Origin of the sequence: Flavihumibacter petaseus NBRC 106054 (assembly GCF_000974785.1) — a bacterium.
In the GTDB taxonomy this organism is placed as follows: domain Bacteria; phylum Bacteroidota; class Bacteroidia; order Chitinophagales; family Chitinophagaceae; genus Flavihumibacter; species Flavihumibacter petaseus.
In genome coordinates this window covers 513002-537747 of record NZ_BBWV01000001.1, presented here as the reverse complement: position 1 = coordinate 537747, position 24746 = coordinate 513002, and the positions used below count along the sequence as shown (strand labels likewise).

The window sequence follows — 24746 nt, the reverse complement described above, 5'->3', positions numbered from 1 at the left end:
TCGCTGCGCTTCGGCAGACTAAGACGGTGGGCAAGGCCCACCTAAGCCACGCAAGCCATCTGTAAAACGGGAAAGCGGTAAATTTGTAGTGATGCGCATTGAACAGATCTATACCGGTTGCCTCGCTCAGGGGGCCTATTACATCGAGTCTGATGGGGAGGCAGCTGTGATTGATCCGCTGCGGGAAGTGGCACCCTATATCAGGAGGGCCGAAAAAGACGGGGCGACCATCCGCTATGTGCTGGAAACCCATTTCCACGCAGATTTTGTTTCCGGGCACCTGGACCTTGCGGCCAAAACCGGCGCATCGATCGTGTACGGCCCGATGGCGAAACCTTCCTTTCCCTTTTATGCCGCCACTGACGGCGAGATCCTGCCCCTGGGCAAGTGCAGCATCAAAGTGCTGCACACGCCCGGACACACCATGGAAAGCACCTGCTACCTGCTGCTGGATGAAACAGGAAAGGGAAAAGCGCTTTTCAGTGGCGATACCCTGTTTATCGGTGATGTCGGCAGGCCGGATCTCGCCCAGAAAGTAGATGCCACCCTTACCACCGAAATTCTCGCAGGCCATCTTTATGACTCCCTGCGCAATAAGATTATGCCCCTCGCCGACGACCTGATCGTTTATCCCGCCCATGGCGCAGGCAGTGCCTGCGGCAAAAACATGAGCAGGGAAACTTCCGATACGCTGGGGCACCAGAAACGCACCAACTATGCCCTGCAACAAGACCTTACCAAAGAGGATTTTATCCGCCAGGTGATCGACGGGCTTCAGCCACCACCCGCCTATTTCCCCTTAAATGTGCTGATGAATGTGCAGGGATACGATTCCATCGATAAAGTGATCGCCCGGGGTCAGCAGGCACTCGATCCCGATGCTTTTGAAGCGACAGCAAATGCCAGCGGAGCCATTATCCTCGATACCCGTGATGCGGAAGATTTTTCCAGGGGATTCATTCCGAATTCGATCAATATCGGCATCGATGGCAGCTTTGCCCCATGGGTCGGCGCCATGATCCCCGATATTCAACAGGAAATCCTGCTGGTTACCGACCAGGGGCGGGAAGAAGAAGTGATCATCCGGCTGGCAAGGGTAGGCTACGACCACACGATCGGTTACCTGAAAGGCGGCTTCGAGGCCTGGCTTCAGGCAGGAAAGGAAAAAGATTCCATTTCCGTGATTACACCCGAAGCATTTGCCGCATTACAACATGCCGGCCCCATCAATATTCTCGACGTGCGCCGCGAAGATGAATATGCAGCCGGCCATGTTCAGAACGCCATCAATGCCCCACTCGATTTTGTGAACGACGATATGAAATCCCTGGACAGGAACAAGACCTATTATGTGCATTGTGCCGGCGGCTACCGTTCCATGGTATTCAATTCCATCCTGCGGGCAAGGGGCTATGATAATTTAATTGATGTGGAAGGCGGACTGAAAGAAATGAAAGCGGCCGGGGTAATCATGGCTAACGGGTCGTAACCACCAGGTACCACACAAGAAGGATGCTGATCACCAGCATGGCCGCCACAAAAATATACAGCATGCCGGACTGATTTACATAGCGGCCTTCATCCAGCTGTTTTTCGGTTGCCCGGTACCGGAAGGCGCCGAAGATCAGTCCCAATGCTCCCATGATCACCAGGAGAATACCCACCGGCGCAGAGTAACCATGCTGCGGTACAGAATATTCCTTTCCCATGACCATGCTCATCTGTTTGATGAAGAGGGAAAACTTGACGATCACAAACCCGAAGGTGATCACCGCGATGGACGTCCGGATCCATGCCAGTAATGTCCGCTCGTTAGCGAGATGCTCATTGGAGTTCCGGGGAGTATTCCGCTGATCTTTTTCCATATCGAAACAATTCTCCCCTAAATTATTGAAATTGGGAACCAAATTGAACCAATATGTTATCACTGCTTTTGTGCTGCCTTTCTTTGTTTCCGAAACCCGCTAAAGAAGTTTCCGTCCAGGGAACCTGGAAGCTGGTGTCGGGAACCGTCGTAGAAAAAGGAAAATCCACGACTACCCAATATACCGGCGACAAGTCCTTTATTAAAGTGATCAATGCCACGCATTTTGCTTTTATGGGACATGACCTTTCCAAAGGAAAAGACAGCGCGACAGCCATGTATTCTTCCGGTGGCGGCACCTACCAGCTCAAAGGTGACCAGTACACCGAACACCTCGAGTATTGCAATGCGCGGGAATGGGAAGGCCATGATTTCACATTTACGCTTCGGGTTACCAAAGATTCACTGATACAGACAGGGGTCGAAAAAATTGAAAACCTCGGAATTGAACGCCTGAATGTTGAAAAATATGTGCGATACTAAGGGTAAGAATAGTATATGTGGATTTACTGTAATCTATTGTAATGGATTAATTATCAGATCATAATTTTCTGATCTGAAGTCAATGCGCCGGATATTTCGGATATAAAGCCGGTACTAATTGGATTTCGTTCGCAGCCATGCGTCTTTTGAGTTTCAGTCTCTGTAGCTCAAAAATTGCTTGCTATGAAATGGCCGCGACAACTGCTGATGGCGTCATGCTTATGTGCCGCCCTGACTTCATTCCTGTTTTCTTCTGCCCAGGTAAAAACAGTCACCGGAAAGGTGACCGATGAAAAGGAGGTTCCGCTCACGGGTGCTACCGTGAAGGGACAACGGTCGCCTTCAGCTGGTGTTAAAACCGCCAATGACGGCAGCTTCACCCTCAGTCTCGATCCAGGCGATACCGCGCTAACGGTCACCTTTATTGGTTTCCGCACCCAGGTAGTGCCCCTGCAGGGCCGAACCACGGTCGCCATTACCCTCGCCGCCCAGGCGACCACGCTTGACCAGGTTGTCGTGGTCGGGTACGGCACACAGAAACGCCGCGATGTTACCGGTGCCATCAGCTCCGTAAAAGGGGAGGCCATTAAAAATCTTCCCGTACAGAATGTTGCGGAAGCGCTCCAGGGCCGCGTCGCAGGGGTGGACATCACCAAATCCTCCGGCGAGCCGGGAACCAGCGCCCAGATCACCATACGCGGGGTGTCCTCGCTCAACCAACCAAACCCCCTCTACATCATTGATGGAATCAGGGGCAGCGGTGATAATATCAATCCCCAGGACATTGCCACGATCGATGTGCTCAAAGACGCCAGCGCTGCGTCCATCTATGGCGCTGCAGCAGCAGGCGGTGTGATCATGATCACCACCAAACGCGGACAGGGACCGCAACCGATCATCAATTTCAGCGCCCGTTACGGCGTCACCACCCCCAATGTACTGGAACTGCTCGACCGCGATGATTTCGTGGCGATGAAAAGACTGGTACGCGATCCGGTCTATTCCAACAACAATATGACCGATACCTTTCCCAATACCAATTGGGTGGATGCGATCTTCAGGAATGGTACCGAGCAGGACTATAACCTGTCCATTTCAGGCTCCACACCTGCGGTCACCTATTTTGTTTCTGCAGTGCACAACGACCAGAAAGGGGTATACCTCAACAACGAATCGGCCTTCAATGCCTTCCGCGTGAATACCGATATCAAAGTGACCAAATGGCTGAAGATCGGGGAACAGGTTTATGGATATGAAAGAAAGACATCTCCCGTCGACTATGGCACTCCGTTAGGCAGCGCGATCAGTCCAAGGCTGAACCCGCCCTTCCGTACTGTACCCACCATGGCGATTTATGGAGCCGATGGCGAATGGGCAAGAAACCCACCCGGATTCAGCGGCCCCAATATCGTGGGACAAATCATGACCAAAGACCGCAGCAACCGGCAAACGAATGTTCAGGCCAATGCTTATGCGGAAGTGAAACTACCATGGGACCTGACTTTCAAAGCAACACTCGGCTATACAGGCTACAACGAAGAAGGGAACGATTTCCAGGGCGTGCTCCGCACCGATGTGGACGCGGTGGTCAAAAAACAACTGGCAAAAAGCTTTGTGAGCTACCGCAACCTGCTCAATGCCTATACCCTCGCTTTTGATCATGGCTTTGGCGATCATATGATCAATGCGCTGATCGGGTATGAACAGTATCGCGGTACCTACAATGGCCTTTACACCAACGAAACTGATGTGGGCGGCTCCAGCTATGCCTACCTGCCTACATCGGGTACCGTGTTCAATATCGCAAACGGTGGGTACGATCCCTACCCGCTGGTGAAATCATTGTTCGGACGCATCAACTATTCCTACCACGACAAATACCTGCTGAGTATATCGGCACGCCGCGATGGCGATTTCATCAAATTCGGTCCCGGTAACCAGTATGGTGTTTTCCCCGCAGCATCAGCCGGCTGGCGGATCAGCAACGAGAAATTTTTCCAGCCCTTATTGCCCGTTGTCAGCTCCCTGAAATTCCGCGGCTCCTATGGTGTGCTGGGCAACAGCCAGATCCCCGCTTATCGTTTCCTCTCCGTATATGATGCGGTGAGTGCACAGAATTTTACCCCCGGCGGCACGGCCATCCTGAACTACACACAGACCAATCTTTCCAACAGCGGGATCAAATGGGAAAGCCTGTATGAAACCAATATCGGCATCGATGGAGAACTGTGGAATGGAAAATTTTATTTCAGTGTGGACTGGTACACGAAGACGACGAAAGATCTCCTGTACCGCCTTCCGATACCGCTCAGCGTAGGCATTGGTGATTTCTTTACCAATATCGGATCGGTGAACAACAAGGGCATTGATCTTGCCATCGGTTACCGCAATGTTTACAAGGCATTGAATTACAGTATCGGGTTTACAGGGTCGTTCAACAAGAATGAAGTGCTTGACCTGGATGGCATCAACAACAATCCGATCCGTACCGGCAACAACAACTATGGCGATGGCAATGCGACCCAGGGCATCTGGGTGGGACAAGCGCTTACGTATACCAAAGCGGGACTTCCCTTCGGCCAATTCTATGGCTTCCAGGTGGAAGGCATGTATACCGCGGAAGACCAGATCGATAAACATCCCCAGCGTCCTGGTCAACGTGCCAATGTGGGTGACCTGATCTTCAAAGACGTGAACCAGGATGGAAAGATCACAGACGATGACCGTACGGTTATCGGCAATCCCTATCCGAAATTCACTTTCGGTCTGAACCTCAACGCCAACTATAAAGGTTTTGACATCGCACTATTGTTTACCGGCGCAACGGGAGTGGACCTGTTCAATGGTGTGGCGCCTTATGCAGAAACCTTTTGGTCAGACGGCAACACGACCTCCAAAGCCTACCAGGCATCCTTTCTCGGGAGCAATGGCCTCACTGACCAGCCGCGCATCGGCGTGTTGAGTGCGGATGGTACTTCCTTCGCACCTGATCCCAACGGCAACTATACTTTGGCCAATTCTTATTTCGTGGAAGATGGTTCCTATGTGAAGCTGAAAAACCTGCAGATCGGGTACAGCTTCACCGGCAAATTCCTGGAACGCGTGAAGATCAAATCTGCCAGGCTTTATGTGATGGGCAATAATCTTTTCTGGCTCACCAATTACAGCGGACTGGATCCGGAACTCGGCAGCCAGGACCTCAATACCAATGGTGGTACCACGTCGCGGGGTATTGATGGCCCTTACAAATACCCCAGCACCCGCATCTATTCTGTTGGCATCAACCTGACCCTTTAAACATTCAACAATGAACGCGCTATATAGAAAAATAACGATGGTGATGGTTGCAGCAGGCTTGTTTACCGGCTGCACCAAAGACCCGGACAGCGTAACTGATCTCGGCCGGTACAGCAGCGGTTCTTATCCTACTTCACTGGATGACCTGACGTCTGTATTGGGCACGGCCTATGCCAACTACCGTCACGAATACCTCTCCGGTTTCCAGTTGCTGTGCAAAACCTTTGCGGCAACGGAACATACATCCAACCTTGTCTATGGCGGGCAGGCCTACTGGAATGATATCCAGTACAACAACATGAATTCTTCCAACCTGCTGGCCAAACAAACCTGGCAGGGACTGTTTACCGGCGTGAAGGACGCCAATGCGGCGCTCGACCGGGCTGATTTTTATGAAGCCAACTACATGACCAGCTCTGAATTGCAGATGGTCAATTATATCCGCGGTGAAGCACATTTCCTGCGCGCCTATTATTATTTCATGCTGGAATGCCTGTATGGCGAAAGTTATATCAGCGCATCTGGCGGTGACGATAAAATGGGGGTACCCATCTTCACGAAAGTGCCCACCACACTGGCGGAAACACAACAACCGAGAAGTTCCGCGAAACAGGTGTGGGACCTGGTTAAACAGGATCTGCAAACCGCGGCTCAACTCCTGCAGGGGGTTCATTGGGAAGACCGTTATCGCGGCCGGGTAACCGACTGGGCGGCAAAAGCCCTGCTGGGAAAAGCCTATGTATTCACGCAGGATTGGGGTAATGCGAAAACCATCCTGAAAGAGGTGATTGACAACAGTGGCAAGACGCTGATGCCTTATGACAAATACCGCATGGCGTTCAATTCCAATGTGGGCAGCAACCTGAACAATAATCCCAACTGTGAATTCAATGAAGAATCGCTTTTTGAGATCAATGTGGATCGCGTGGCGGCAGACTATGGCATTTTCGGCGGCATGCCCAACAAGAACCTTACCACCAGCATGGGACTGATCTGGTCGCCCAGTGGATTCAATGATGCGGGCACGGGAAGTATCGGCATGGGTTATGCGAACGAATGTGTGCACGACCGCAACCTGGTGCGTTTTGGATATGATCTGCCGTTGTATGCACTGGTAGACAACCCGGATTTCGACATCACCAAACCTGAAGATGTTGCTACGGGCAATATCAAACGCATACCCGATCCGGAGTATACCGTCAAAACAAAACAGTACCGTGCGGAAAAGATCACTGATCCCCGCTTGTATGTCTGCGCCCTGGAGCCCTACCAGGATACGGTGTATTTCGGTCTGCCCGGTGGTGCCGGCAAGAGAAGGCCTGTAGCGAAATGTGCCAACCTGCCCACGCAGGAGTATCATGGGTGGAGTTACAAGAAATACCAGACGCTTGACTCCAGGCTGGATGATGTAAAGCAAGCGGATGGTGCCAACTATTACCTGTTGCGCATGGCGGATGTTTACCTGCTGTATGCAGAAGCCTGCATGAACAGCGGTGACGATATCACTGCATTGGAATACATCAACAAAGTACATCGCCGTGCATATGGACTTCCGGTCAACAGTGCTTCTGATGTGGACTATAAAACCCTCAGCGACCGTACCAAAGCAGACGCATCTGATGTGAACCTGGCCAACCAGCCGTTGCGTTACGAACGCTGGGCTGAACTGTTCGCGGAAGGGCACTGGTGGTTCGATGTATGCCGCTGGCGGATCGGTGCAAATGAAGCTGCTTATTATGGCAACCTGTTGCCCGATAATCATCCGAGCAACTGGAGTGATGAACGTTCCTATTCCTTCCCGATCCCACTCGAAGAACTGAATGCCAACATCAAGATGGCGGGACAACAAAACCCCGGATACTGATATGCGTTATACTGTATTCACTATGAAAGACTGCCTGGTTGCCACGGCGATGTGCGTGATGTTACTCGCCTGCGGCAAATCTTCAGGATCTGACCCGGTGCCCCCCGATACTACCGTGAAGGTATTTGCGCCGGTTGCTGTTGGAAAGACTGTCAGCAAAAAAGTTTACGCGCACCTGATGCCCTGGTTTGAAACGAAGACAACCAATGGTGGTGTCTGGGGGATTCACTGGACCATGAGCAATAAGAATCCTGACATTACAGATGGTACCGGCAAGCGGCAGATCGCATCACATTATTATCCACTGATCGGCCCCTATGCCTCAGGAGACACCATGGTGATCGAGTACCAGTTGTTGCTGATGAAGCTGAGCGGCATCGATGGCGTATTCATCGACTGGCCGGGTATCCAGAACAAGTTTGACTATCCGCTGCTGGTCAGGAACACAGAAAAGATTGTTACCCTGATGGCCCGCGTGGGATTACAGTTTGCCATCGTATACGAAGACCAGAACCTCAACCATACCGGTGTGGCAGATAAGGTGGGAACTGCGAAAAAAGATATGGCTTACCTGCAGGAAAAATATTTCTCGCTGCCCTACTATGAAAAGTTCAATGGAAAGCCGTTGCTGATGGTATTTGGCCCGCAGGCACTGACCACACCGGCCGACTGGTCGAATGTATTCAGCGGGTTGACCACTGCCCCTGCATTCTTTCCGCTCTGGTTTGAATCATCAGAAGCAGGTGCCAATAAAACCGGCGAGTTCGCCTGGATCCCCCAGGACCATCTCGCTACCCTGAACTGGTTTTACACTATGCCTTTTACAGGCACGAAGTTCGGCTCGGCCTATCCCGGCTTCGATTCCTATTATGCTGAAGGCGGCTGGGGTGGACCCACCTGGTCGATCGACCACAATGGCACCGGCACATTTGCCACTACCCTTGATCTCGCACTCAGCAAACCGGCGCTGCCCTATGTGCAACTGGCTACGTGGAATGACTATGGAGAGGGAACGATCATCGAGCCAACACAGGAAAGCGGGTACAGCTATCTCACCATGCTGCAACAAAAACTTGGTGTGAGCAGTATCAGCCAGGAACAACTGGAGATGGTAGCTAAAATGTACACGTTGCGCAAGTCACAGGCAGGCATACCCGAAACGCAAAAGAAGATGGACCAGGTATTTTATTATCTCGTCTCTCTGCAGTTTGACAAAGCACAGGAGATCCTGTCAACTTTTCCTTAAACAACAATACATCATGATTCAGCAATTGGTTAAAAATCTCTGTTTATCACTTTCGTTGCTGGCCACGGGAGCAGTAGCCGCACAACCGGTGGCCCAGTCACCGGGCGGACCGCCTGCTGGCACGAATGCTGCTTCGCAGCCTGTGCTGCAGGTGACCATGAACCAGGTGCGGCTGGAGTTTTCGCTCGACAGCAAGGGAACCCCGCTTTACCAGGTCAGCTATGGCAACCAGCCTGTAGTCCTGCCTTCTGCAATGGGTTTTACACTTGCCGGCAATGACAATTTCAACAGCGGTTTCAGCATCGCAGATTCCAGGCAGGATTCACTGAACGAAACCTGGACAACGGTATGGGGCGCCAACAGTAAGATCAGCAACAACTACCGGCAGCTATCTGTTCAGTTGATCCAGGCAGCAACACAGCGCAAACTGAATATTGTATTCAGGGTATTTGAAGATGGTGTGGGATTCCGGTATGAATTCCCGCGGCAACCTCAATTGAACCATTTTATCATTTCGGAAGAACATACCGCCTTCCGGCTGACCGGAGATCACAAAACCTTCTGGATCCCCGGAGATCACGATTCCAACGAATATACCTATACGACATCCGCCATCAGTGCCATCGACAACCGCGAAATGGTGGCCAAAAGCACGGAGATCGCCGTACGTACAGCGCCTGATCCCAAAGCCGTGCAAACGCCGCTGATGATGAAAACGGCCGATGGCCTCTACCTGAACATCCATGAAGCCGCGCAGCTCAATTATCCCGCCCTGCAGCTGCATGTTGACAACAGCAGTTTTGCCCTCACGGCAAGTCTCGTTCCTGATACCTATAACAACAAAGCCTACCTGCAGGCGCCATCACGCACCCCATGGCGTACTATCCTGGTGAGCCGCGATGCACGCGCGATCCTCGCTTCCAATACGATCGTCAACCTGAATGATCCTTCCAAAGTGGAAGATCCTTCCTGGATCAAACCCATGAAGTTTGTCGGCGTATGGTGGGAAATGCAGACAGGCGTGGGAACCTGGGCGCTTGCCGGCGGCAAACACAGCGGCAATACTGCCAACGTAAAACGGTATATCGATTTCGCTGCAGCGAATGGCATTGAGGGCGTACTGGTAGAGGGCTGGAATACCGGCTGGGAAGACTGGTTCGGTACCTGGAAAGAATCACCTTTCGATTTTGTTACACCTTACCCCGATTTCGATGTGAATGGCCTGCGCGCTTATGCCACCAGCAAGGGCGTGCAACTGATCATGCACAACGAAACCTCCGGCGCCGTAACCAATTACGAACGCCAGATGGATACTGCCTTCCGTTTCATGCAGGAGCACGGCTATCATGCGGTGAAGACAGGCTATGTAGGCCGTATCATTCCCCGCGGTGAACGCCACGACGGGCAATGGATGGTGCAGCACTACGAACGTGTGGCAGCGAAAGCCGCACAATACCAGGTGATGGTAGATATGCATGAGCCGATGCGTCCGTCCGGGCAATACCGCACCTATCCCAACTGGCTGGCCAGCGAAGCGGCGAGGGGCAACGAGTTCAATGCCTTCAGTATCGGTAATCCCCCGGAACATGAGACCATCCTGCCCTTCACGCGCCTCATGGGTGGCCCGATGGACTACACACCCGGCATCTTCAAACTACGCGGCTACAATACCGGCAACCCTGGTCTGCAGGTACATACGACGCTGGCCAAACAACTTGCCCTGTATGTGACGATGTACAGCCCGGTGCAGATGGCTGCTGACCTTCCCGAGAACTATGCACCGCACCTCGATGCCTTTCAATTCATCAGGGAGGTTCCGGTGGATTTTGAAAGATCCATCATTCTCGAAGCCGAGCCCGGCGATTACATCACCATCGCGCGTAAATCAAAGGATAAAGAAGAATGGTGTCTCGGTGCGATCACTGACGAGAACAGCCGCATGGCTATTGTGGATCTCAGCTTTTTGCCGAAGGGACAAAAATTCCAGGCCGTGATCTATGGTGATGCTGCCAATGCCGACTGGAAAGACAATCCGGAAGCCTATGTAATTACCCGCCAGGCAGTGGACAGCAAAACAAAGCTGAAGCTCGTGCTGGCAAAAGGCGGAGGTGCCGCGGTAACGCTGCGTCCCGTCACGAAATAGTGAACTATCGATTGCAATACGGTTACTTAAACATTACAACCATGAAACAATTAAAAAAAATCTGCCTCGCCATGGGCGGAGCACTGCTGGTACTGCTGAATTCCTGTAGCAAAGACGACAGCGATGATGGCCCTCCTGTTGTACCCGCTCCGACATTCGCCTCATTCAGTCCCACGCAGGCTGAACCCGGCGCCACCATCACCCTTACGGGTACCAACTTTACCGGCGCTACTGCCGTCAGCTTTGGCGGAACGGCGGCAAGCTCTTTCGTGGTGGAAAATGCCACCACCATCAAGGCGGTGCTCGGAACCGGCGCTACCGGTGACGTGAAGGTCACTACTCCCGGGGGAACTGTTACCCTTCCGGGATTTACGGTGCTTGTTCCCAAGATCGACGGGTACGACAATTCCAACCAGGTGGCTGCTGACGGACTGATCGCACACTGGACATTCGATGCTGACTCGAAGGAGTCAGTGTCCACCAAAGTTGCCGAGAAGACAGTGGGCACCGTAGCCTATGAAACCGGCCGGATCGGGAAGGCGGCAAAACTCACCGGCGCATACATGATCTACCCGGAGATCGATGCCATTAACAACGCGGATGCCCTTGCAAACTTTACCGTGAGCATGTGGGCACAGGTGCCGGACAATACCGGCACATTGAGTTCCCTCTTCCAGATCAACGGAAAAGATTTCCAGGATATCTGGGGATTGATCGGCGTAGCGACCAGGACCAACGGTAATGTGTATTCGCTCGCTGGCATGACCACGCACGTGAATGGAACAGGTACGCATCCTACCTATGACGCGTTGTTCCTGAATCCAGGCGAGACAGCAACCGAAGGATTTACCAATGACGGAGATGGCTGGGCGCTGATCACCGTGACTTATGATGGCCCCACCAACACGATGACCTATTGGGGCAATGGAGTGAAGCTTGGCAGCCGCGTGGCAGAAAATGTGGTGGCTCCCGAAACACTTGCCCTCCTGACCCCCAATAAAGTCAGCTTCGGCACCTTCACCTTTGTAGATGATTTTCCTGATGGACAGTGGGGGCATCCGCCAGCTGCTGCTGACCGCGACTGGGCCTCTCATGGCATCACTGCAACCCTCGATGATGTAAGGGTCTTCAACAAAGTATTGACTGACGCAGAAATCCTCGCGCTGGCCCACCTGGGACAGGCAGGCCGATGATAGTTTTTTTCATATAGCAGTAAGTCGACTGTAAATCCTGGCTATTCCTGGCCGGGATTTTTTATGGTTTAGAGGTTTAGTTGTTTATTTGTTTAGTTGTTCCTTATTGCTGAAGGCAACTTTGTACTGGATGATGAGAATTTTTATTGTAATTACGGGTTTGTTGTTGATGTCTTTACTTTCAAACGGGCAGGCCGGAAAGTCGGGTGAATGCGCGTGCAGCGTAATTTATGATCCATTACATTCCGGAAAACTGGCTGTGTATAAAACGCGGGATTTCAGGCAGCCGCGGTACCTTGCAAATGATGCAGCCAGTGAGGATTATGTGGCTGTTAGTTTAAAGAGGCGAACAGACAATGCTTTCCTGGTGGATGCCGGCATGAGTATCAGTGAGGTGGGTTACCAGGGATGGATAAAAAAACAGCATTCCCGCCTCGCGATCTACGTTCGTAGTTATGCCGGGGATCTGAATTTATACCAGCAGCCCTCCGCTAAAGCTAAAAAAGTTGCGGTGATCCAAACCTGGATCAATGAGGCTGTGTGGGTGCTGGATTGTTCCGGTGAATGGTTGAAAATCCAGTTTTCTATAGGTGCCAAATCCTATTTGGGTTGGATAGCGCCGGATATGCAATGCGACAATCCATATACCACATGCAATTAGAAAATTTACACAGGATGCTATAGCGAGGTTAAGGCAGGATAGAGCATGGCCGGTTTTTTTTGTATATTTTGGCTACAATGAATAAAGACATTGAAGTATCACCATTCGGGTCACTGTTAGTATACAAAAAAGGTTACACAGCAGATGACGTTCGTTTGATACTCAAAGAAAGAGGTCTGCGCGGGCTCCGTATTTTTGCACATCTTAGTGAAGACAGGCTGGAAAATCTGGAGTTTTTAAGAGCGTATTCATTTCTGGAAGCTCTTGATATTTCCAGCTTTGATGATTATGAATTTGATTTTCTTGAGGACCTTCCGAATTTGAAAGACCTGGCGATTGCTGTTGACGGGAAGAATGTCATAAATCTCAGCAACCAGGCCTACTTAAACAACCTGACGTTGGCATGGAGAAAGGATAGAATTACCGGGTTGGAAAATTGTCATCAATTGAATTCACTCTGTTTGATTGACTATGATGAAAAAGACCTCAAGCCAATCGCGAAGCTGCGTAGCCTGCAGGAGCTTACAATAAAGACTGCTTCAATAATTAGTCTGGAAGGAATTGACTCGTTCAGTAAGTTGAAATATTTGCGTCTTGGAAATTGCAGAAAATTGAAAGGAATTAGCGGATTGATAAATATGCAGCAGCTGGCTAAGCTTTCTTTCGAATGCTGTCCTAATGTCGGTGACTTAAGTGCTGTCGGTAATTTGTCCGGGCTAAACGACCTGCAGCTTGATGATTGCAGTAGAATAGATTCAATTGAATTTGTGGATCACCTTGCTGCTCTGGTGAAGCTTTCTTTACTGGGGAATTCCAGTGTTGCAGATGGAGATTTGATTCCTGCCAAAAGCATTAAGGAGGTATTTTACAAGCACCGGAAACATTACAATATCAAATTAGAGAACAAGGATTATGAAAGGTTGGTGAGGCAGAATCTGGAGATGATAAAAAAATAGTAGTAAAAAAAACGAGGCCTGTTATGTCAGATCTTGAATTGTTGGAGAAACGCTGGTCGGAGTTAGCAAGTAAGCCAAAAACGAAAGAAGAGGTAAGAGAAACCCTTTTGCTCGCGAAACAAATAGAATTGGAGAGGGCAAAAGAATATCACGGTTTAATTAAAGAACTGGCTGAACTTGGTATAGAAATAGATACCATCTGGGATTTAGTCAACACTAAGAGTAAGTACCCCCTGGCAATACCTGTTTTGATAAAATATCTGCCGTTAGTGAGTTATGCCAGGAATAAGGAAGGTATAGTAAGGGCTTTGACCGTTCGGGAAGCAAAAGGGCTTGCAATTCCTGTTTTGTTAGAGACCTATTTGCAATTGCCTAATGATAATCAAGACCTGAAATGGGTTATTGGATATGCCGTGAAAGCGACAATTATAAAGAAACAAGCCGCATATATTTTCCCTATAGTGTTAAACAGAGAAAACGGATTATCGCGGCAAATGCTTGTAGCTGCATTGGGGAAGGTAAAATCTGATAAGGTGAGGGCGGTTTTACTTCAATTGGTTAATGATGAGGATGAGGTTATTTCGGCGGAAGCAAAAAAAGCACTTCGGAAAAGTTTTTGATTTAAGGGTTTAGGGGATGTCGTCTTATTTCTTAGTGCTAACCCTCAAAGCGCTGGTCCTTGCTTTAAAGTCCCTTTAAAGTTCCTTTATCATTGCTTTATCCTTGCTTTAAATTGGGGTCTTCTCCAATATAAACACGCTTCCAAAGCAAGGTTAAAGCAAGGATAAAACAACTTTTAGACTTCTTTAAAACTGATTTACAGCAAGTTACAGCGTATTTTAAGCTTTATTCATACCGCATCCGGACTTTTTCTTCTTCTAAGTCCAACAGTCCCAGGTGTTTACGCACAATTTCCTCGTCCACCAACTGCTGGTGGTTCAGGTCATGCAATAGGTCGCGCTGCTCATCGAGCAGCTTCAGGTATACCTCACGAAAATCCTCATAGGCATGGCGCGTCTCACCATCCGTGCCATTGGTCTCGGCCCGCATTTTTTCCCGCAATTGCAACAGGGCAGGGGATAGCGCTACATTTTCATGGTAGTTGTTTTCGAGCAGGTGAAGGGTCCGCTGCGCCAGCTGCCTGCGGATATTGGCATCCTGCTGCTCCGGCGTATCCATATGATCGGGGTCATCGAGGTTGACCAGCCGCACCACCAGGGGCAATGTTAATCCCTGCACCACCAGGGTCAGCAGGATCACCGTAAAGGTGATGAACAGGATCAGGTTCCGTTGCGGGATATGATAGGGGATAGAAAGGGCTGCCGCCAGCGAAACCACCCCGCGCATGCCCGCCCAGCCCAGCAGGATAGGGCCACGCCAGCCGGGGCGGCTATCTGCTGTAGTGATCCAGCGGCTGATGAACACGGTGAAAAGAGATGCCCCCATGGTGCTCAGCAGGCGACCGACAATCAGAACGCCGGTGATCAGTACGCCATATCCGATGGCTGTTCCCAGGCTTACATCCCCGAGCTCCTTGATGATCACCGGGAGTTCCAGCCCGATCAGCATAAAGACTAGCCCGTTCAAAACAAAGCCTAACATCGACCACACATTCGCACCCCTGATTCTGCTGCGGTGACTCAATATCAGGTGGCTGCGGTAAGAAAGGAACAGCCCGCCGCTCACCACCGCCAGCACGCCGGAAAAATGAAAATGCTCTGCCACGATATACATCACATAGGGCGCAGTCAGGGTGAGTACAATGTCGATATTCGGTGTAGTGGGCAGCCAGCGGTGAATGGCATAATACACCATGGCGATGGCTACACCAATCAGCGAACCCATCACGATCACCAGTACAAAACTGAGTGCGGCTTCATGAAAAACAAATCTTCCCGTTTCTACAGCGATCAGCGCGAACCGGAACACGATCAGGCTCGCGGCATCATTCAACAGGCTCTCCCCCTCAACGATGGCGATAAAGCGCTTGGGCACTTTCACATACTTCAGCACCGTAGTCGCCGAAACTGCGTCCGGAGGGGACACGATACCTCCCAGAAGGAAGCCCAAGGCAAGACTGAAACCGGGGATCAGCGAAGACGAAACCCAGGCTACGACCAGCGAAGTCACCAGCACGATCAGGAATGCAAAGCTGCCCACTACCCGCCGCCACCGCCACAATTCTTTCCAGGAAGTATACCAGGCTGCCTCATATAAAAGGGGAGGAAGAAAGATCACGAAGATCAGTTCGGGATTGATCACCACTTCCGGCACGATCGGCAACAGGCTCAGCAACAGGCCGGCGACCACCAGCACAATAGGGTAGGCGGTGCGCAGTTTCTCCGCCAGCATCACAATAAACAACACCGCAATAATCAGGGCGATGTACAACAGGATTTGCTCTTGCATATGGCAATTTACAAATCCCCGCCGCCGGATACTCAAAAAAACTGCAGACCACACAGCCAGCGTGCAACGCCACCGGTAATTCACGACATTTCTGTTTATATTAAATAAAAAATTTGCGCACGGCCCTATCCTTTACTGTATTCCTGAACCTGGCTGCTATGCTGCTGGTGACCGGCACGGCCTGGTCCCAGCTTCCCGAATACCACCTGCAAACCTTTGATCACGGATCAGGAATCCGTCCCGGCAACAACCTGGCCATGGCGAAAGACAGTAAAGGTTTTCTCTGGATCCTTTATCCCCGTAATGTGCAGCGCTTCGATGGCCGGCAGGCTACCAGCTTCAAAACGGCAAATGATCTGCAGTACCTGTTCTGTGACCAGGCCGGCCGGATCTGGGTATCAGCAGTGCGCCAACTGTTCCTGTTCGATGAAGCAACCGCGCAATTCAAATCCTTCCCGCTGCCGGTCTCCGATAGTTCAGCCACGGTCGGTCCCGTTTTCGAAGTGCCCGATCAGGGCACACACGTCATTACCAGCAATGGTTTTTTCCGTTATGATCCGGTGCAGAACAAATTCATCCCGGCTTTCACAGCTCTCGGGATATCGTCCCGGTTCAGCACCCGCTCGTTTGCCAGCTGCGGCAACAGCATTTTCTTCGGGCAGAACCGCAAGATCTTTTGTTACCGCGTCAACACCCGCCAGCTCGACAGCCTCCCCGACGCCAATATGCGCCGGATCTTTCCTGTGAACGAAGACAGTGTGGTGGTGAATACCTGGTCCATTGAATCGTACTGGTACAATTTCCGCGACAAGCGCAGAACTGTTATACCGGTTCCCCGTGAAGTAGCTACAATCAGCGAGGCATCGGGCATCGACAAATTCGGCGTGCGCGGCATCGCCGATGCCGGCGACCATCATTATTTTTTTGCCACCACCCACGGCTTATTTGATTACAACAATACCACGTTTCAATTCCGGAAGATTGACCTGCAACTCCAGGGACGGCCTGTGCTTACCACCGATTACGCGAATTTCCTGTACCTCGACAAGGAACACTACCTCTGGATGGCCACCATCGATGGACTCGCCCGCGTCCATGTGCAGGGGCAATCTTTCGGATTGATCCGGATCCGGCAGAATGATGCCACCCTGCCCGCCGGTATCGACAATATCCGCAGCATCACGGAAGACGGACAGGGCAACCTCTGGCTGGCATCCGGCAATGGCTTCATCGAATGGCGCCGCGCCACCAATCAATGGAAACTCCACCTGCCCGAAGGCAGCAGCAAAAACAGGCTTGCTTTTCCTTCGGTGCGGGGCATCGCCTGGGATGGGAATTACATGCTGCTCGGTCCCGGTGACCAGGGGCCATGGTTATATGATCCGGCCAATGACCGTTTCAGAAGACCCGCCTATGCCAGCGATTCCGTGCGCAACAGCAGCGCCCGCGATTTCTTCGACGCGATCACGTCCCTGCGCAATGGCAACCATCTTTTCCTGGGCCGCGATCACCTTTACCAGCTCAACGGCAAATCCTACCAATTGGATTTTGTCGATGTGCCGGGTGCCAATGAAAATACCAACTTTGCCTACCAGGGCAGCGATGGTAATATCTGGCTCACTACCACAAGAGGCCTTCACCTGCTCGACGAAAAACTGCAATACCTTCAAAGGGTCAATCTTCCCGGCAAAGGACCGATGATCACGGCTGGCGTGATGCTCCCCGATAACCGCTTTCTTTTTGCCATTGAAGGCGGCGTTTACTCGGCTACATATGACGGCAGCGAAGTCACCATCAAAAAATTCACCGAACTGCTCAACGATGCTTTCATTACCTCACTGGTACCCGACGATGAAGGCCTTATCTGGGCAACTTCCGAAAATGGTATCTACCGCTTTGATCCCGCGAATTCCAAACTCTACCTGTTCGACTATACCGACAACGTTCAGGGTTATGGCTTCAACAGCAACAGCTGGTACAAAGGCCCGGACGGTATGCTGTACATCGGCGGCACGAACGGTCTGAACTATATCCAGCCCAAACGCTTCAGTGCCCGCCAGGATTCCCTGCAGGTATACATTCAGCGTGTCATTGCCGGCAACAATGATTCTTCCTGGTATGAGCTGGACAAAATGCTGGAACTTCCCTACAACGCCCGGGCCCTTGAAGCAGAATTCGTCGCCCCCTATTTCAACAACCACGAAAAGGTGAAGTACCGCTATAAGATGGAAGGACTTGACCGCGACTGGCACTATGCCGGTAACACCAATTCCGTGCGCTTCAGTTCGCTGCCTCCCGGTAAATACCGGCTGCTGCTGGCGGCCAGCATCAATAACGTTGATTGGGTCGATGCGCCGCAGGCCCTGGCACTGGAGATAAAAGCGCCCTTCTGGCGAAGTGCCTGGTTCATCACCCTGCTGAGCGGAACCCTGTTGGCGCTTATCATCCTGCTGGTACGCAACCGGAACCGCAAGATCGAAGAAAAACAGGAAGAGCTGGAAGCAGAACAGGCCATCAATTATTTTTCCAACAGCATCATGGACTTCAGTACGGAAGAACAGATCCTGTGGGATGTGGCGCGCAATTGCATCGGCCGCCTTCAATTCGAAGATTGTGTCATCTACCTGGTGGACGAAGAAAAGCAGGTGCTGCGGCAGGTAGCCGCCCACGGACCGAAAAGTTCGCTCAGCAACGAGATCCACACACCCATGATTCATACCCCGATAGAAATTCCGGTAGGAAAAGGGATCACCGGTTGGGTCGCCGCCAATGGCCGTGCGGAAATCGTTCCGGATACCAGCAAAGACCCGCGCTATATTATTGATGATGCTGCAAGGGCGTCTGAAATCACGGTTCCCATAGTTGCCAATGGGAAAGTACTGGGGGTGATTGATTGTGAACACTCAAAAAAAGGGTTCTTTACGCAAAAGCATTTGTCCATACTCACCACAATTGCGTCCTTGTGTGCGAATAAAATGGTCAAGGCAAGAGCAGAAGCCGAAAAACTGGAGGCAGAAAAAATACTGATGGAAACACGGCAACAAATGGCAGAAGTGGAAATGCAGGCCCTGCGTGCGCAGATGAACCCGCATTTTATTTTCAACTGCCTGAATTCCATCAACCGCTATATTGTGAAAAGCGACCAGGTCACTGCATCTTTGTACCTGACGCGATTTGCGAAACTGATCCGCCTGATCCTCGACAATTCCAATAACAAGACCGTTACCCTCAGCAACGAGCTCGAAGCGCTGCGCCTTTATATTGAAATGGAAAGTATTCGTTTTGAAAAGAAATTCAGTTACCAGATCCAGCTGTCTGAGGGACTACGGTCAGACAGCCTGCAGATTCCACCCATGATCCTGCAGCCTTATGTGGAGAATGCCATCTGGCATGGACTGCTGCATAAAGAAGAAGCCGGTAAACTGCTGATCCAGATCAGTTGCGATGACGGCAATGCGTTGGAATGCACCATCGAAGACAATGGTGTCGGCAGGCATCGTGCGAGGGAACTGAAAAGCAAGTCCGCCGCCACGAGAAAGTCCCTCGGTATGCAGCTCACCGAGCAACGGCTGAACCTGCTGAACCGTCAATCTGAAACACCGGCATCAGTTACGATTCTCGACCTGTATCACGATGGAAATCCTTCCGGCACCCGTGTATTGCTGAGAATTCCCCTGGACAATTAAAAATACCACACATGATCACCGCTATACTGGTAGACGACGAAAAGAATGCACTCGAAATGATGGAATGGCTACTGCGTACCTATTGCCCGGAAGTGGAAATTGCTGCCATGTGCACCAGTGCCGAAGAGGCCCTGCCCATCATCCAGCAGGTAAAGCCGGATGTGGTTTTCCTCGACATAGAGATGCCGCGCATAAATGGTTTTGACCTGCTCGAACACATAGGACAGCCATCTTTCCATGTAGTATTCTGTACAGCGTATGACCAGTTCGCTATCCGTGCCTTCAAATACAGTGCGCTCAATTACCTGCTCAAGCCCATCGACCCTGATGATCTCAAAGCAACCGTGGAAAGGATTCAGAGTCGCTCCCAGATGCCCACCAGGGAGCAGCTGGACCTCCTGATGCAGGGCTTTCGTCAACTGAAACAAACACCGGCACGCATTGCCCTCAGCACGGGCGACGGACTCATCTTTGTGCCCACCTCCGATATCATCTACTGTGAGGCAGACAGCAATTACACCAGCGTTGTACTGACCAGCGGCAAAAAGATACTCGTCTCCAAAGTATTGAAAGACATCGACGAAGCCCTGAGCGGTCCCGATTTCTTCCGGGTGCACAGTTCTTTCCTGATCAACATCAACCACATCAAAAAGATGGTGCGCGGTGAGGGCGGCTACATCATCATGGACAATGACGCAACGGTGTCAGTTTCCCGCTCGAGGCGGCAGGAGTTCATGGAGAGGTTTTCACGATTCTAGTATTGGCGGCGCTTTTTTTCACGCAGTGTTTTTCACGCGGAGCAGAGGCGCAGGGATATTTTTAATGACGTTAAGACTGCTCTGCAAAATCAACTGTGTCCCCGGCATGCAGAGACAATACTAATACACACTTCTGCTTGTTCCGATTCTTCACCTTCTTCTCTGCGCCTCTGCTCCCCTGAACCCTGCGTGAAACTGCGCGAAACCCATGCACATTACTCAATAAATCTGCGAGCCACGCAATGCAGCTGTGACGCGGGTTTGCAGCTTCCTACATTTGTGTCCGCTAATCAGCCATTAACCATTAAACCTTTTTATGAAACAGCTCGTGATGGCAGCAACATTGCTGCTGTACTTAGTCCCTATAGTCTCCTGCAACAAAAAAGAGGAAGGACCCGCCTTCGCCACTGAAGGCATCTGGACCGGCAAACTCGGTTCCGGAAATGATGTTCCTGACCAGCCATTTCAAATCCGCGTGAAACCAAGAGGGTTGCTTGAAAGAGTAAACGGTGGCGGTGAAGTTCGTGGCATTGGTTCCTGGAAAGTAACGGGCAACGAATTCACCGCACATTATGATTTCATTGAAAGCAATGGCAGGATCTCCCTGAAAGGCAACCTGAATAAGGAAAACCTTCAACTGGCAGGTACCTGGGGCAGCGGCGATGCCTTCACCGGTGGTGGTTCCTGGTTTGCCTCAAAGTTTATCGAGCAGTAACTGTGTTTTTTCACTATTCCTTATCAATAAAAAAACAAAACAATGAAAGCAATCAGCATTTCACTGTCCGCCACATTGCGGACACTCGTTCTCGCACTCCTCACCATCAGCCTCATGACTGCCTGTTCTAAATCAAAGGATGAAAAGAAAGGCGGCGGATTCGAAGGCGTGTACGAAGGCAAATGGGGGGAAGAATTCGATGAACCGGCCTACCATTACAAGCTGCGGTTCAAATCCGGCGGAACACTTGAGCGGCTCGACGAAAGCGATGTGGTAATTGCATCGGGGCAGTGGTCGCGCAACGGCATTGATGTAGAAGGTTATTATATATTCCTGGATGACGGCTCAAAGTTTTCGTTCGCTGGTCTCTACACAGATTTCGACGGTGCGATCCTGGGAAACTGGGGCTTTGACAACAGCAAGGCCAATGGCGGCACTTTCGAGATTAAAAAAAAGTAATGAAACAGATTGGATAAAGATTGAACGAATCGGTCAACAGGGTTGGAAGGAAATGAATTTATTTCATGCACTGTTTGTATATGAAAAAGATTTCCTTCCTCCCTGTTTTGTTTTGTATAGCCGCCTGTACCTCATCCAATAAGCAGGTTTCGGCGCCGGATAACCGAATTACCTATACCAACCCGGTATTCAATCATGATTTTCCTGATCCGAATGTGGTGGACGGACATGATGGTTACTGGTATGCCTATTCAACAGAGGCTGACTGGTCCGCCGACGGCATCAGCGGGGGCAGGAGGATCATCCCGATCCTCAAATCAAAAGACCTCGCTGCCTGGGAAATTGTCGGACCGGCACTGGCGAAAAAGCCCGACTGGAAACCTGCCGGTGGTATCTGGGCGCCGGATGTTACGGAAGTGAACGGCAAATACCTGATGTATTATTCTTTCTCCACCTGGGGTGATCCCAATCCCGGTATCGGTTTTGCCGTGGCGGATAAAGCGGCGGGTCCCTTCACGGACAAAGGCAAATTGTTCTTCAGCCAGGAGCTCGGTGTGGACAATTCTATCGATCCCTTCCTGTGGGCGGAAGACGGGAAACTGTTGCTGTACTGGGGAAGTTTTCACGGCATCTATGCAGTTGAATTAACTGCTGACGGCAGTAAAATAGTGGGTGAGAAATTTCAGGTTGCCGGTAGCGCTTACGAAGGATCCACCATAGTCAAACACAATAGCTACTATTATTACTTCGGATCCGTCGGTACCTGCTGCGAAGGCGAAAGAAGCACCTATCGCGTACTGGTGGGTCGCGCCACCGCTCCGCGTGGGCCGTTTATCGATCAGTCAGGGAAACCTTTGCTGGACAATGGCGGAACCGAATTGCTCCGCCGCAATGAGGGCAATACAGGTTTTGTAGGCACCGGGCATAATGCTGACCTGGTGACCGACAAAGCCGGGCAAACCTGGATGCTGTACCATGCGTACGATAACAAGCCAGGCGCAAAAGGCAGGAAGATGCTGCTCGACAAGATCAGCTGGGTGAACGACTGGCCCGTGATCGCCAATACTTCACCAACACTGACGCCGCAGGCAATTCCGAAATTCTGAGTTATTGTTTTCGTAGTTATTCGGTTCTGTTGATTTCGCTGTTTAAGAGAGGATGTGTCAATTTTCAAATTATAGTAATTCATGAAACTGAGTGAAATGAGCCACCACACTGCATTTCATAACCGTATGTGTAATAAGCGGGTCCTGCCGCTTCCAGCCACTCCAGGCGCTTCCCCGCTTCCAAACACTTCCATTCGTTTCCTGCCGCTTCCAAAAGCTTCCAGGTTGAGTTAAATAAATCGTGTAAACTGTCAATCGGGAAAGTCATTTTGACCCCCGGATCCAAAATCTTTATGGGCCATGGGACACGAGGCAAAGCATGGAGACAAGGCTAGCATGCCAGTGCCCGCGTTAGCGGTTTGCCAGTATTGCCAGTTGATTTAAACTAACCGTTTATAAACGTTCATCTTTGTGAAACGCAGTGTAGTGGCTCATTTCACTCGGTTTCATAAATTGCCCACCTTCGCTAAAGCTTCGGTGGGCAAAGCTCTTCTCCGCCAAGGCTTCTACCTCCGCCAGCGCTTCGGCAGACAAAGCCGAAGCGCAATGCCCGCCATCGCTAAAGCTAAGTGGACAAAGCCTGAGCCGCTACACTTTCTTAAACACCACCGTCGCATTGTGGCCGCCGAAGCCGAAAGTATTGCTCATCGCCACATCGATCTTTGCCTCACGGGCGGCACCGGTCACGATATGCAGGCTGGAAGGGATCTCCGGATCCAGTTCAGTGGTGTTGATAGTAGGTGGCACAACATTGTGCGCCATCGCCTTCAGGGCAATGATCGCTTCCACAGCACCTGCAGCACCCAGTAAATGCCCCGTAATTGATTTGGTGGCACTCAGCAACAGGTTATTCGCCGTACCGCCCAGCAGCGTGGCAATGGCCCTCGTTTCGGAAAGATCACCTACCGGCGTGCTGGTCGCATGAGGGTTAAGGTAGTCGACGTCATGAACATTTACGCCCGCCTCATCCAGCGCAAGCCGCATGGCCTGTACAGCACCTGCACCTTCCGGATGCGTAGCCGTCATATGATAGGCATCGGCAGTCATCGACGCACCGGCAACCTCACCATATATGCGCGCGCCGCGTTTAACGGCATGCTCATACTCTTCCAGCACCAGGGCGCCGGCACCTTCTGCCATTACAAAACCATCGCGGTGAATATCAAAAGGCCGCGAAGCATGCTGCGGGTCATCGTTGCGGTGACTCATCGCCTTCATGGCACTGAAACCACCAAACGAAGCAGGCGTAATGGGCGCTTCCGATCCACCGGTTACGATAATCTTCGCCTTGCCCAGCCGGATATAATTGAAAGCATCCATGATCGCCGTATTGGAAGTGGCACAGGCCGAGATCGTCGTATAGTTGATGCCCATATAACCGTGCCGTATGGAAATCATTCCTGAAGACATATTGGGAATGAATTTCGGAATGAGGAAAGGACTGAACCGCGGATGGCCGTCGCCCTGCACATATTCCTTCACCTGCTCTTCAAAAGTATCCATGCCGCCCTGGCCGGATCCCCAGATCACGCCCACATCAAAAGGATTCATGGCCTTGAAATCAAATCCTGAATCAGCAATGGCCTGGTCGGCGGCGATCAGCGCATACTGCGTAAAGAGGTCAGTACGCTTGATGGTGTTTCTATCGAGAAAAGGAGTGGGGTCATAATTTTTCAGCTCACTGCCGAACTGCGTACGGAACAGGGACGGGTCAAACCGGGTAATGGTGGCCATGGCACTGCGGCCATTCACGATATTGTCCCAGAAGGTATCAACCGTTGATCCATTGGGACTTAGCACACCGAGACCGGTAATCACAACACGTGGTAACATGATGTTTAGTTTAGTGGGGGCAAAATTAGCCCAATTCATTTTAACCGTTTTTTGGTAAAAAAAGTTTGGCGGG

At 51.1% G+C, this 24746-nt stretch carries 18 protein-coding genes; 15 read left to right on the top strand and 3 right to left on the bottom strand.

Translation table 11 applies throughout. The features are described 5' to 3' along the window. Nucleotides 1–91: 91 nt before the first annotated feature. Nucleotides 92–1489 carry an MBL fold metallo-hydrolase gene (locus FPE01S_RS02290; RefSeq protein WP_046367296.1) on the top strand — a complete coding sequence of 466 codons (1398 nt, stop codon included), beginning with the start codon at nt 92–94 and terminating at the stop codon, nt 1487–1489. Here the strand turns inward: FPE01S_RS02290 and FPE01S_RS02285 are convergent. Beyond that, nucleotides 1476–1865, bottom strand: a complete 390-nt coding sequence (locus FPE01S_RS02285; protein ID WP_046367295.1) for a YidH family protein — start codon at nt 1863–1865, stop codon at nt 1476–1478. The two genes, FPE01S_RS02290 and FPE01S_RS02285, sit on opposite strands and share 14 nt — an antisense overlap. Nucleotides 1866–1918: 53 nt before the next feature. Between FPE01S_RS02285 and FPE01S_RS02280 the strand changes: the two genes are divergently transcribed. From FPE01S_RS02280 to FPE01S_RS02240, 9 genes are all read left to right on the top strand, one after another. Next, nucleotides 1919–2347: a lipocalin-like domain-containing protein gene (locus FPE01S_RS02280; protein ID WP_046367294.1), complete on the top strand. Its 429-nt coding sequence runs from the start codon at nt 1919–1921 to the stop codon at nt 2345–2347. 183 nt (nt 2348–2530) lie between these two features. Next, a complete protein-coding gene (locus tag FPE01S_RS02275) occupies nt 2531–5644 on the top strand; it encodes a SusC/RagA family TonB-linked outer membrane protein (protein ID WP_052955455.1) in 3114 nt (1037 codons plus the stop codon). A 10-nt stretch (nt 5645–5654) separates the two neighbouring features. Continuing rightward, a complete protein-coding gene (locus FPE01S_RS02270) occupies nt 5655–7508 on the top strand; it encodes a RagB/SusD family nutrient uptake outer membrane protein (protein WP_046367293.1) in 1854 nt (617 codons plus the stop codon). Between the two features lies 1 nt (nt 7509). Further along, nucleotides 7510–8754, top strand: a complete 1245-nt coding sequence (locus FPE01S_RS02265) for a glycoside hydrolase family 99 protein (protein WP_157473869.1) — start codon at nt 7510–7512, stop codon at nt 8752–8754. Nucleotides 8755–8767: 13 nt separating this feature from the next. Further along, entirely contained in the window at nt 8768–10897 is a 2130-nt protein-coding gene (locus tag FPE01S_RS02260; protein WP_083990114.1) for a glycoside hydrolase family 97 protein, read from the top strand. Nucleotides 10898–10938: 41 nt separating this feature from the next. Then, a complete protein-coding gene (locus FPE01S_RS02255) occupies nt 10939–12090 on the top strand; it encodes an IPT/TIG domain-containing protein (protein ID WP_046367291.1) in 1152 nt (383 codons plus the stop codon). 169 nt (nt 12091–12259) lie between these two features. Next, on the top strand, nt 12260–12751 hold the full coding sequence (locus FPE01S_RS02250) for an SH3 domain-containing protein (protein ID WP_046367290.1): 492 nt from the start codon (nt 12260–12262) through the stop codon (nt 12749–12751). Nucleotides 12752–12828: 77 nt separating this feature from the next. Then, nucleotides 12829–13707 (top strand): leucine-rich repeat domain-containing protein, encoded by an 879-nt coding sequence (locus tag FPE01S_RS02245; RefSeq protein ID WP_046367289.1) that lies wholly within the window; start codon nt 12829–12831, stop codon nt 13705–13707. Nucleotides 13708–13730: 23 nt separating this feature from the next. Continuing rightward, entirely contained in the window at nt 13731–14327 is a 597-nt protein-coding gene (locus FPE01S_RS02240; RefSeq protein WP_046367288.1) for a HEAT repeat domain-containing protein, read from the top strand. 226 nt (nt 14328–14553) lie between these two features. On the opposite strand, the gene FPE01S_RS02235 is transcribed toward FPE01S_RS02240, so the two are convergent. After that, entirely contained in the window at nt 14554–16116 is a 1563-nt protein-coding gene (locus FPE01S_RS02235; RefSeq protein WP_046367287.1) for a Na+/H+ antiporter, read from the bottom strand. 113 nt (nt 16117–16229) lie between these two features. On the opposite strand from FPE01S_RS02235, the gene FPE01S_RS25590 reads away from it, so the two are divergent. The 5 genes from FPE01S_RS25590 to FPE01S_RS02210 all read left to right on the top strand — a co-directional run bounded on the left by FPE01S_RS25590 (nt 16230) and on the right by FPE01S_RS02210 (nt 22840). Then, nucleotides 16230–19802, top strand: a complete 3573-nt coding sequence (locus tag FPE01S_RS25590) for a histidine kinase (protein ID WP_052955453.1) — start codon at nt 16230–16232, stop codon at nt 19800–19802. An 11-nt stretch (nt 19803–19813) separates the two neighbouring features. Continuing rightward, a complete protein-coding gene (locus FPE01S_RS02225) occupies nt 19814–20560 on the top strand; it encodes a LytR/AlgR family response regulator transcription factor (protein ID WP_046367286.1) in 747 nt (248 codons plus the stop codon). Nucleotides 20561–20876: 316 nt separating this feature from the next. Next, the gene (locus tag FPE01S_RS02220) at nt 20877–21275 is read left to right on the top strand and encodes a hypothetical protein (protein ID WP_046367285.1); all 399 of its coding nucleotides are present in this window, start codon (nt 20877–20879) and stop codon (nt 21273–21275) included. A gap of 42 nt (nt 21276–21317) precedes the next feature. After that, nucleotides 21318–21734, top strand: coding sequence for a hypothetical protein (locus FPE01S_RS02215; RefSeq protein WP_046367284.1), 417 nt, complete (start codon nt 21318–21320; stop codon nt 21732–21734). 80 nt (nt 21735–21814) lie between these two features. Beyond that, nucleotides 21815–22840, top strand: coding sequence for a family 43 glycosylhydrolase (locus FPE01S_RS02210; RefSeq protein ID WP_157473868.1), 1026 nt, complete (start codon nt 21815–21817; stop codon nt 22838–22840). Between the two features lie 588 nt (nt 22841–23428). Here FPE01S_RS02210 and fabF read toward each other — a convergent pair. Further along, nucleotides 23429–24673 (bottom strand): beta-ketoacyl-ACP synthase II, encoded by a 1245-nt coding sequence (gene fabF, locus FPE01S_RS02205; protein ID WP_046367283.1) that lies wholly within the window; start codon nt 24671–24673, stop codon nt 23429–23431. Nucleotides 24674–24746: the final 73 nt, after the last annotated feature.

What these genes read in the sequence shown, in the direction of transcription:
- FPE01S_RS02250 (WP_046367290.1), top strand. Translation starts at nt 12,260, where the DNA reads ATGTCTTTACTTTCAAACGGGCAGGCCGGAAAGTCGGGTGAATGCGCG.
- FPE01S_RS02235 (WP_046367287.1), bottom strand. Translation starts at nt 16,116, where the DNA reads ATGCAAGAGCAAATCCTGTTGTACATCGCCCTGATTATTGCGGTGTTG.
- FPE01S_RS02220 (WP_046367285.1), top strand. Translation starts at nt 20,877, where the DNA reads ATGAAACAGCTCGTGATGGCAGCAACATTGCTGCTGTACTTAGTCCCT.
- FPE01S_RS02275 (WP_052955455.1), top strand. Translation starts at nt 2,531, where the DNA reads ATGAAATGGCCGCGACAACTGCTGATGGCGTCATGCTTATGTGCCGCC.
- FPE01S_RS02210 (WP_157473868.1), top strand. Translation starts at nt 21,815, where the DNA reads ATGAAAAAGATTTCCTTCCTCCCTGTTTTGTTTTGTATAGCCGCCTGT.
- FPE01S_RS02245 (WP_046367289.1), top strand. Translation starts at nt 12,829, where the DNA reads ATGAATAAAGACATTGAAGTATCACCATTCGGGTCACTGTTAGTATAC.
- FPE01S_RS02225 (WP_046367286.1), top strand. Translation starts at nt 19,814, where the DNA reads ATGATCACCGCTATACTGGTAGACGACGAAAAGAATGCACTCGAAATG.
- FPE01S_RS02280 (WP_046367294.1), top strand. Translation starts at nt 1,919, where the DNA reads ATGTTATCACTGCTTTTGTGCTGCCTTTCTTTGTTTCCGAAACCCGCT.
- FPE01S_RS02240 (WP_046367288.1), top strand. Translation starts at nt 13,731, where the DNA reads ATGTCAGATCTTGAATTGTTGGAGAAACGCTGGTCGGAGTTAGCAAGT.
- FPE01S_RS02265 (WP_157473869.1), top strand. Translation starts at nt 7,510, where the DNA reads ATGCGTTATACTGTATTCACTATGAAAGACTGCCTGGTTGCCACGGCG.
- FPE01S_RS02290 (WP_046367296.1), top strand. Translation starts at nt 92, where the DNA reads ATGCGCATTGAACAGATCTATACCGGTTGCCTCGCTCAGGGGGCCTAT.
- FPE01S_RS02260 (WP_083990114.1), top strand. Translation starts at nt 8,768, where the DNA reads ATGATTCAGCAATTGGTTAAAAATCTCTGTTTATCACTTTCGTTGCTG.
- FPE01S_RS02215 (WP_046367284.1), top strand. Translation starts at nt 21,318, where the DNA reads ATGAAAGCAATCAGCATTTCACTGTCCGCCACATTGCGGACACTCGTT.
- FPE01S_RS02270 (WP_046367293.1), top strand. Translation starts at nt 5,655, where the DNA reads ATGAACGCGCTATATAGAAAAATAACGATGGTGATGGTTGCAGCAGGC.
- fabF (WP_046367283.1), bottom strand. Translation starts at nt 24,673, where the DNA reads ATGTTACCACGTGTTGTGATTACCGGTCTCGGTGTGCTAAGTCCCAAT.
- FPE01S_RS02255 (WP_046367291.1), top strand. Translation starts at nt 10,939, where the DNA reads ATGAAACAATTAAAAAAAATCTGCCTCGCCATGGGCGGAGCACTGCTG.
- FPE01S_RS02285 (WP_046367295.1), bottom strand. Translation starts at nt 1,865, where the DNA reads ATGGAAAAAGATCAGCGGAATACTCCCCGGAACTCCAATGAGCATCTC.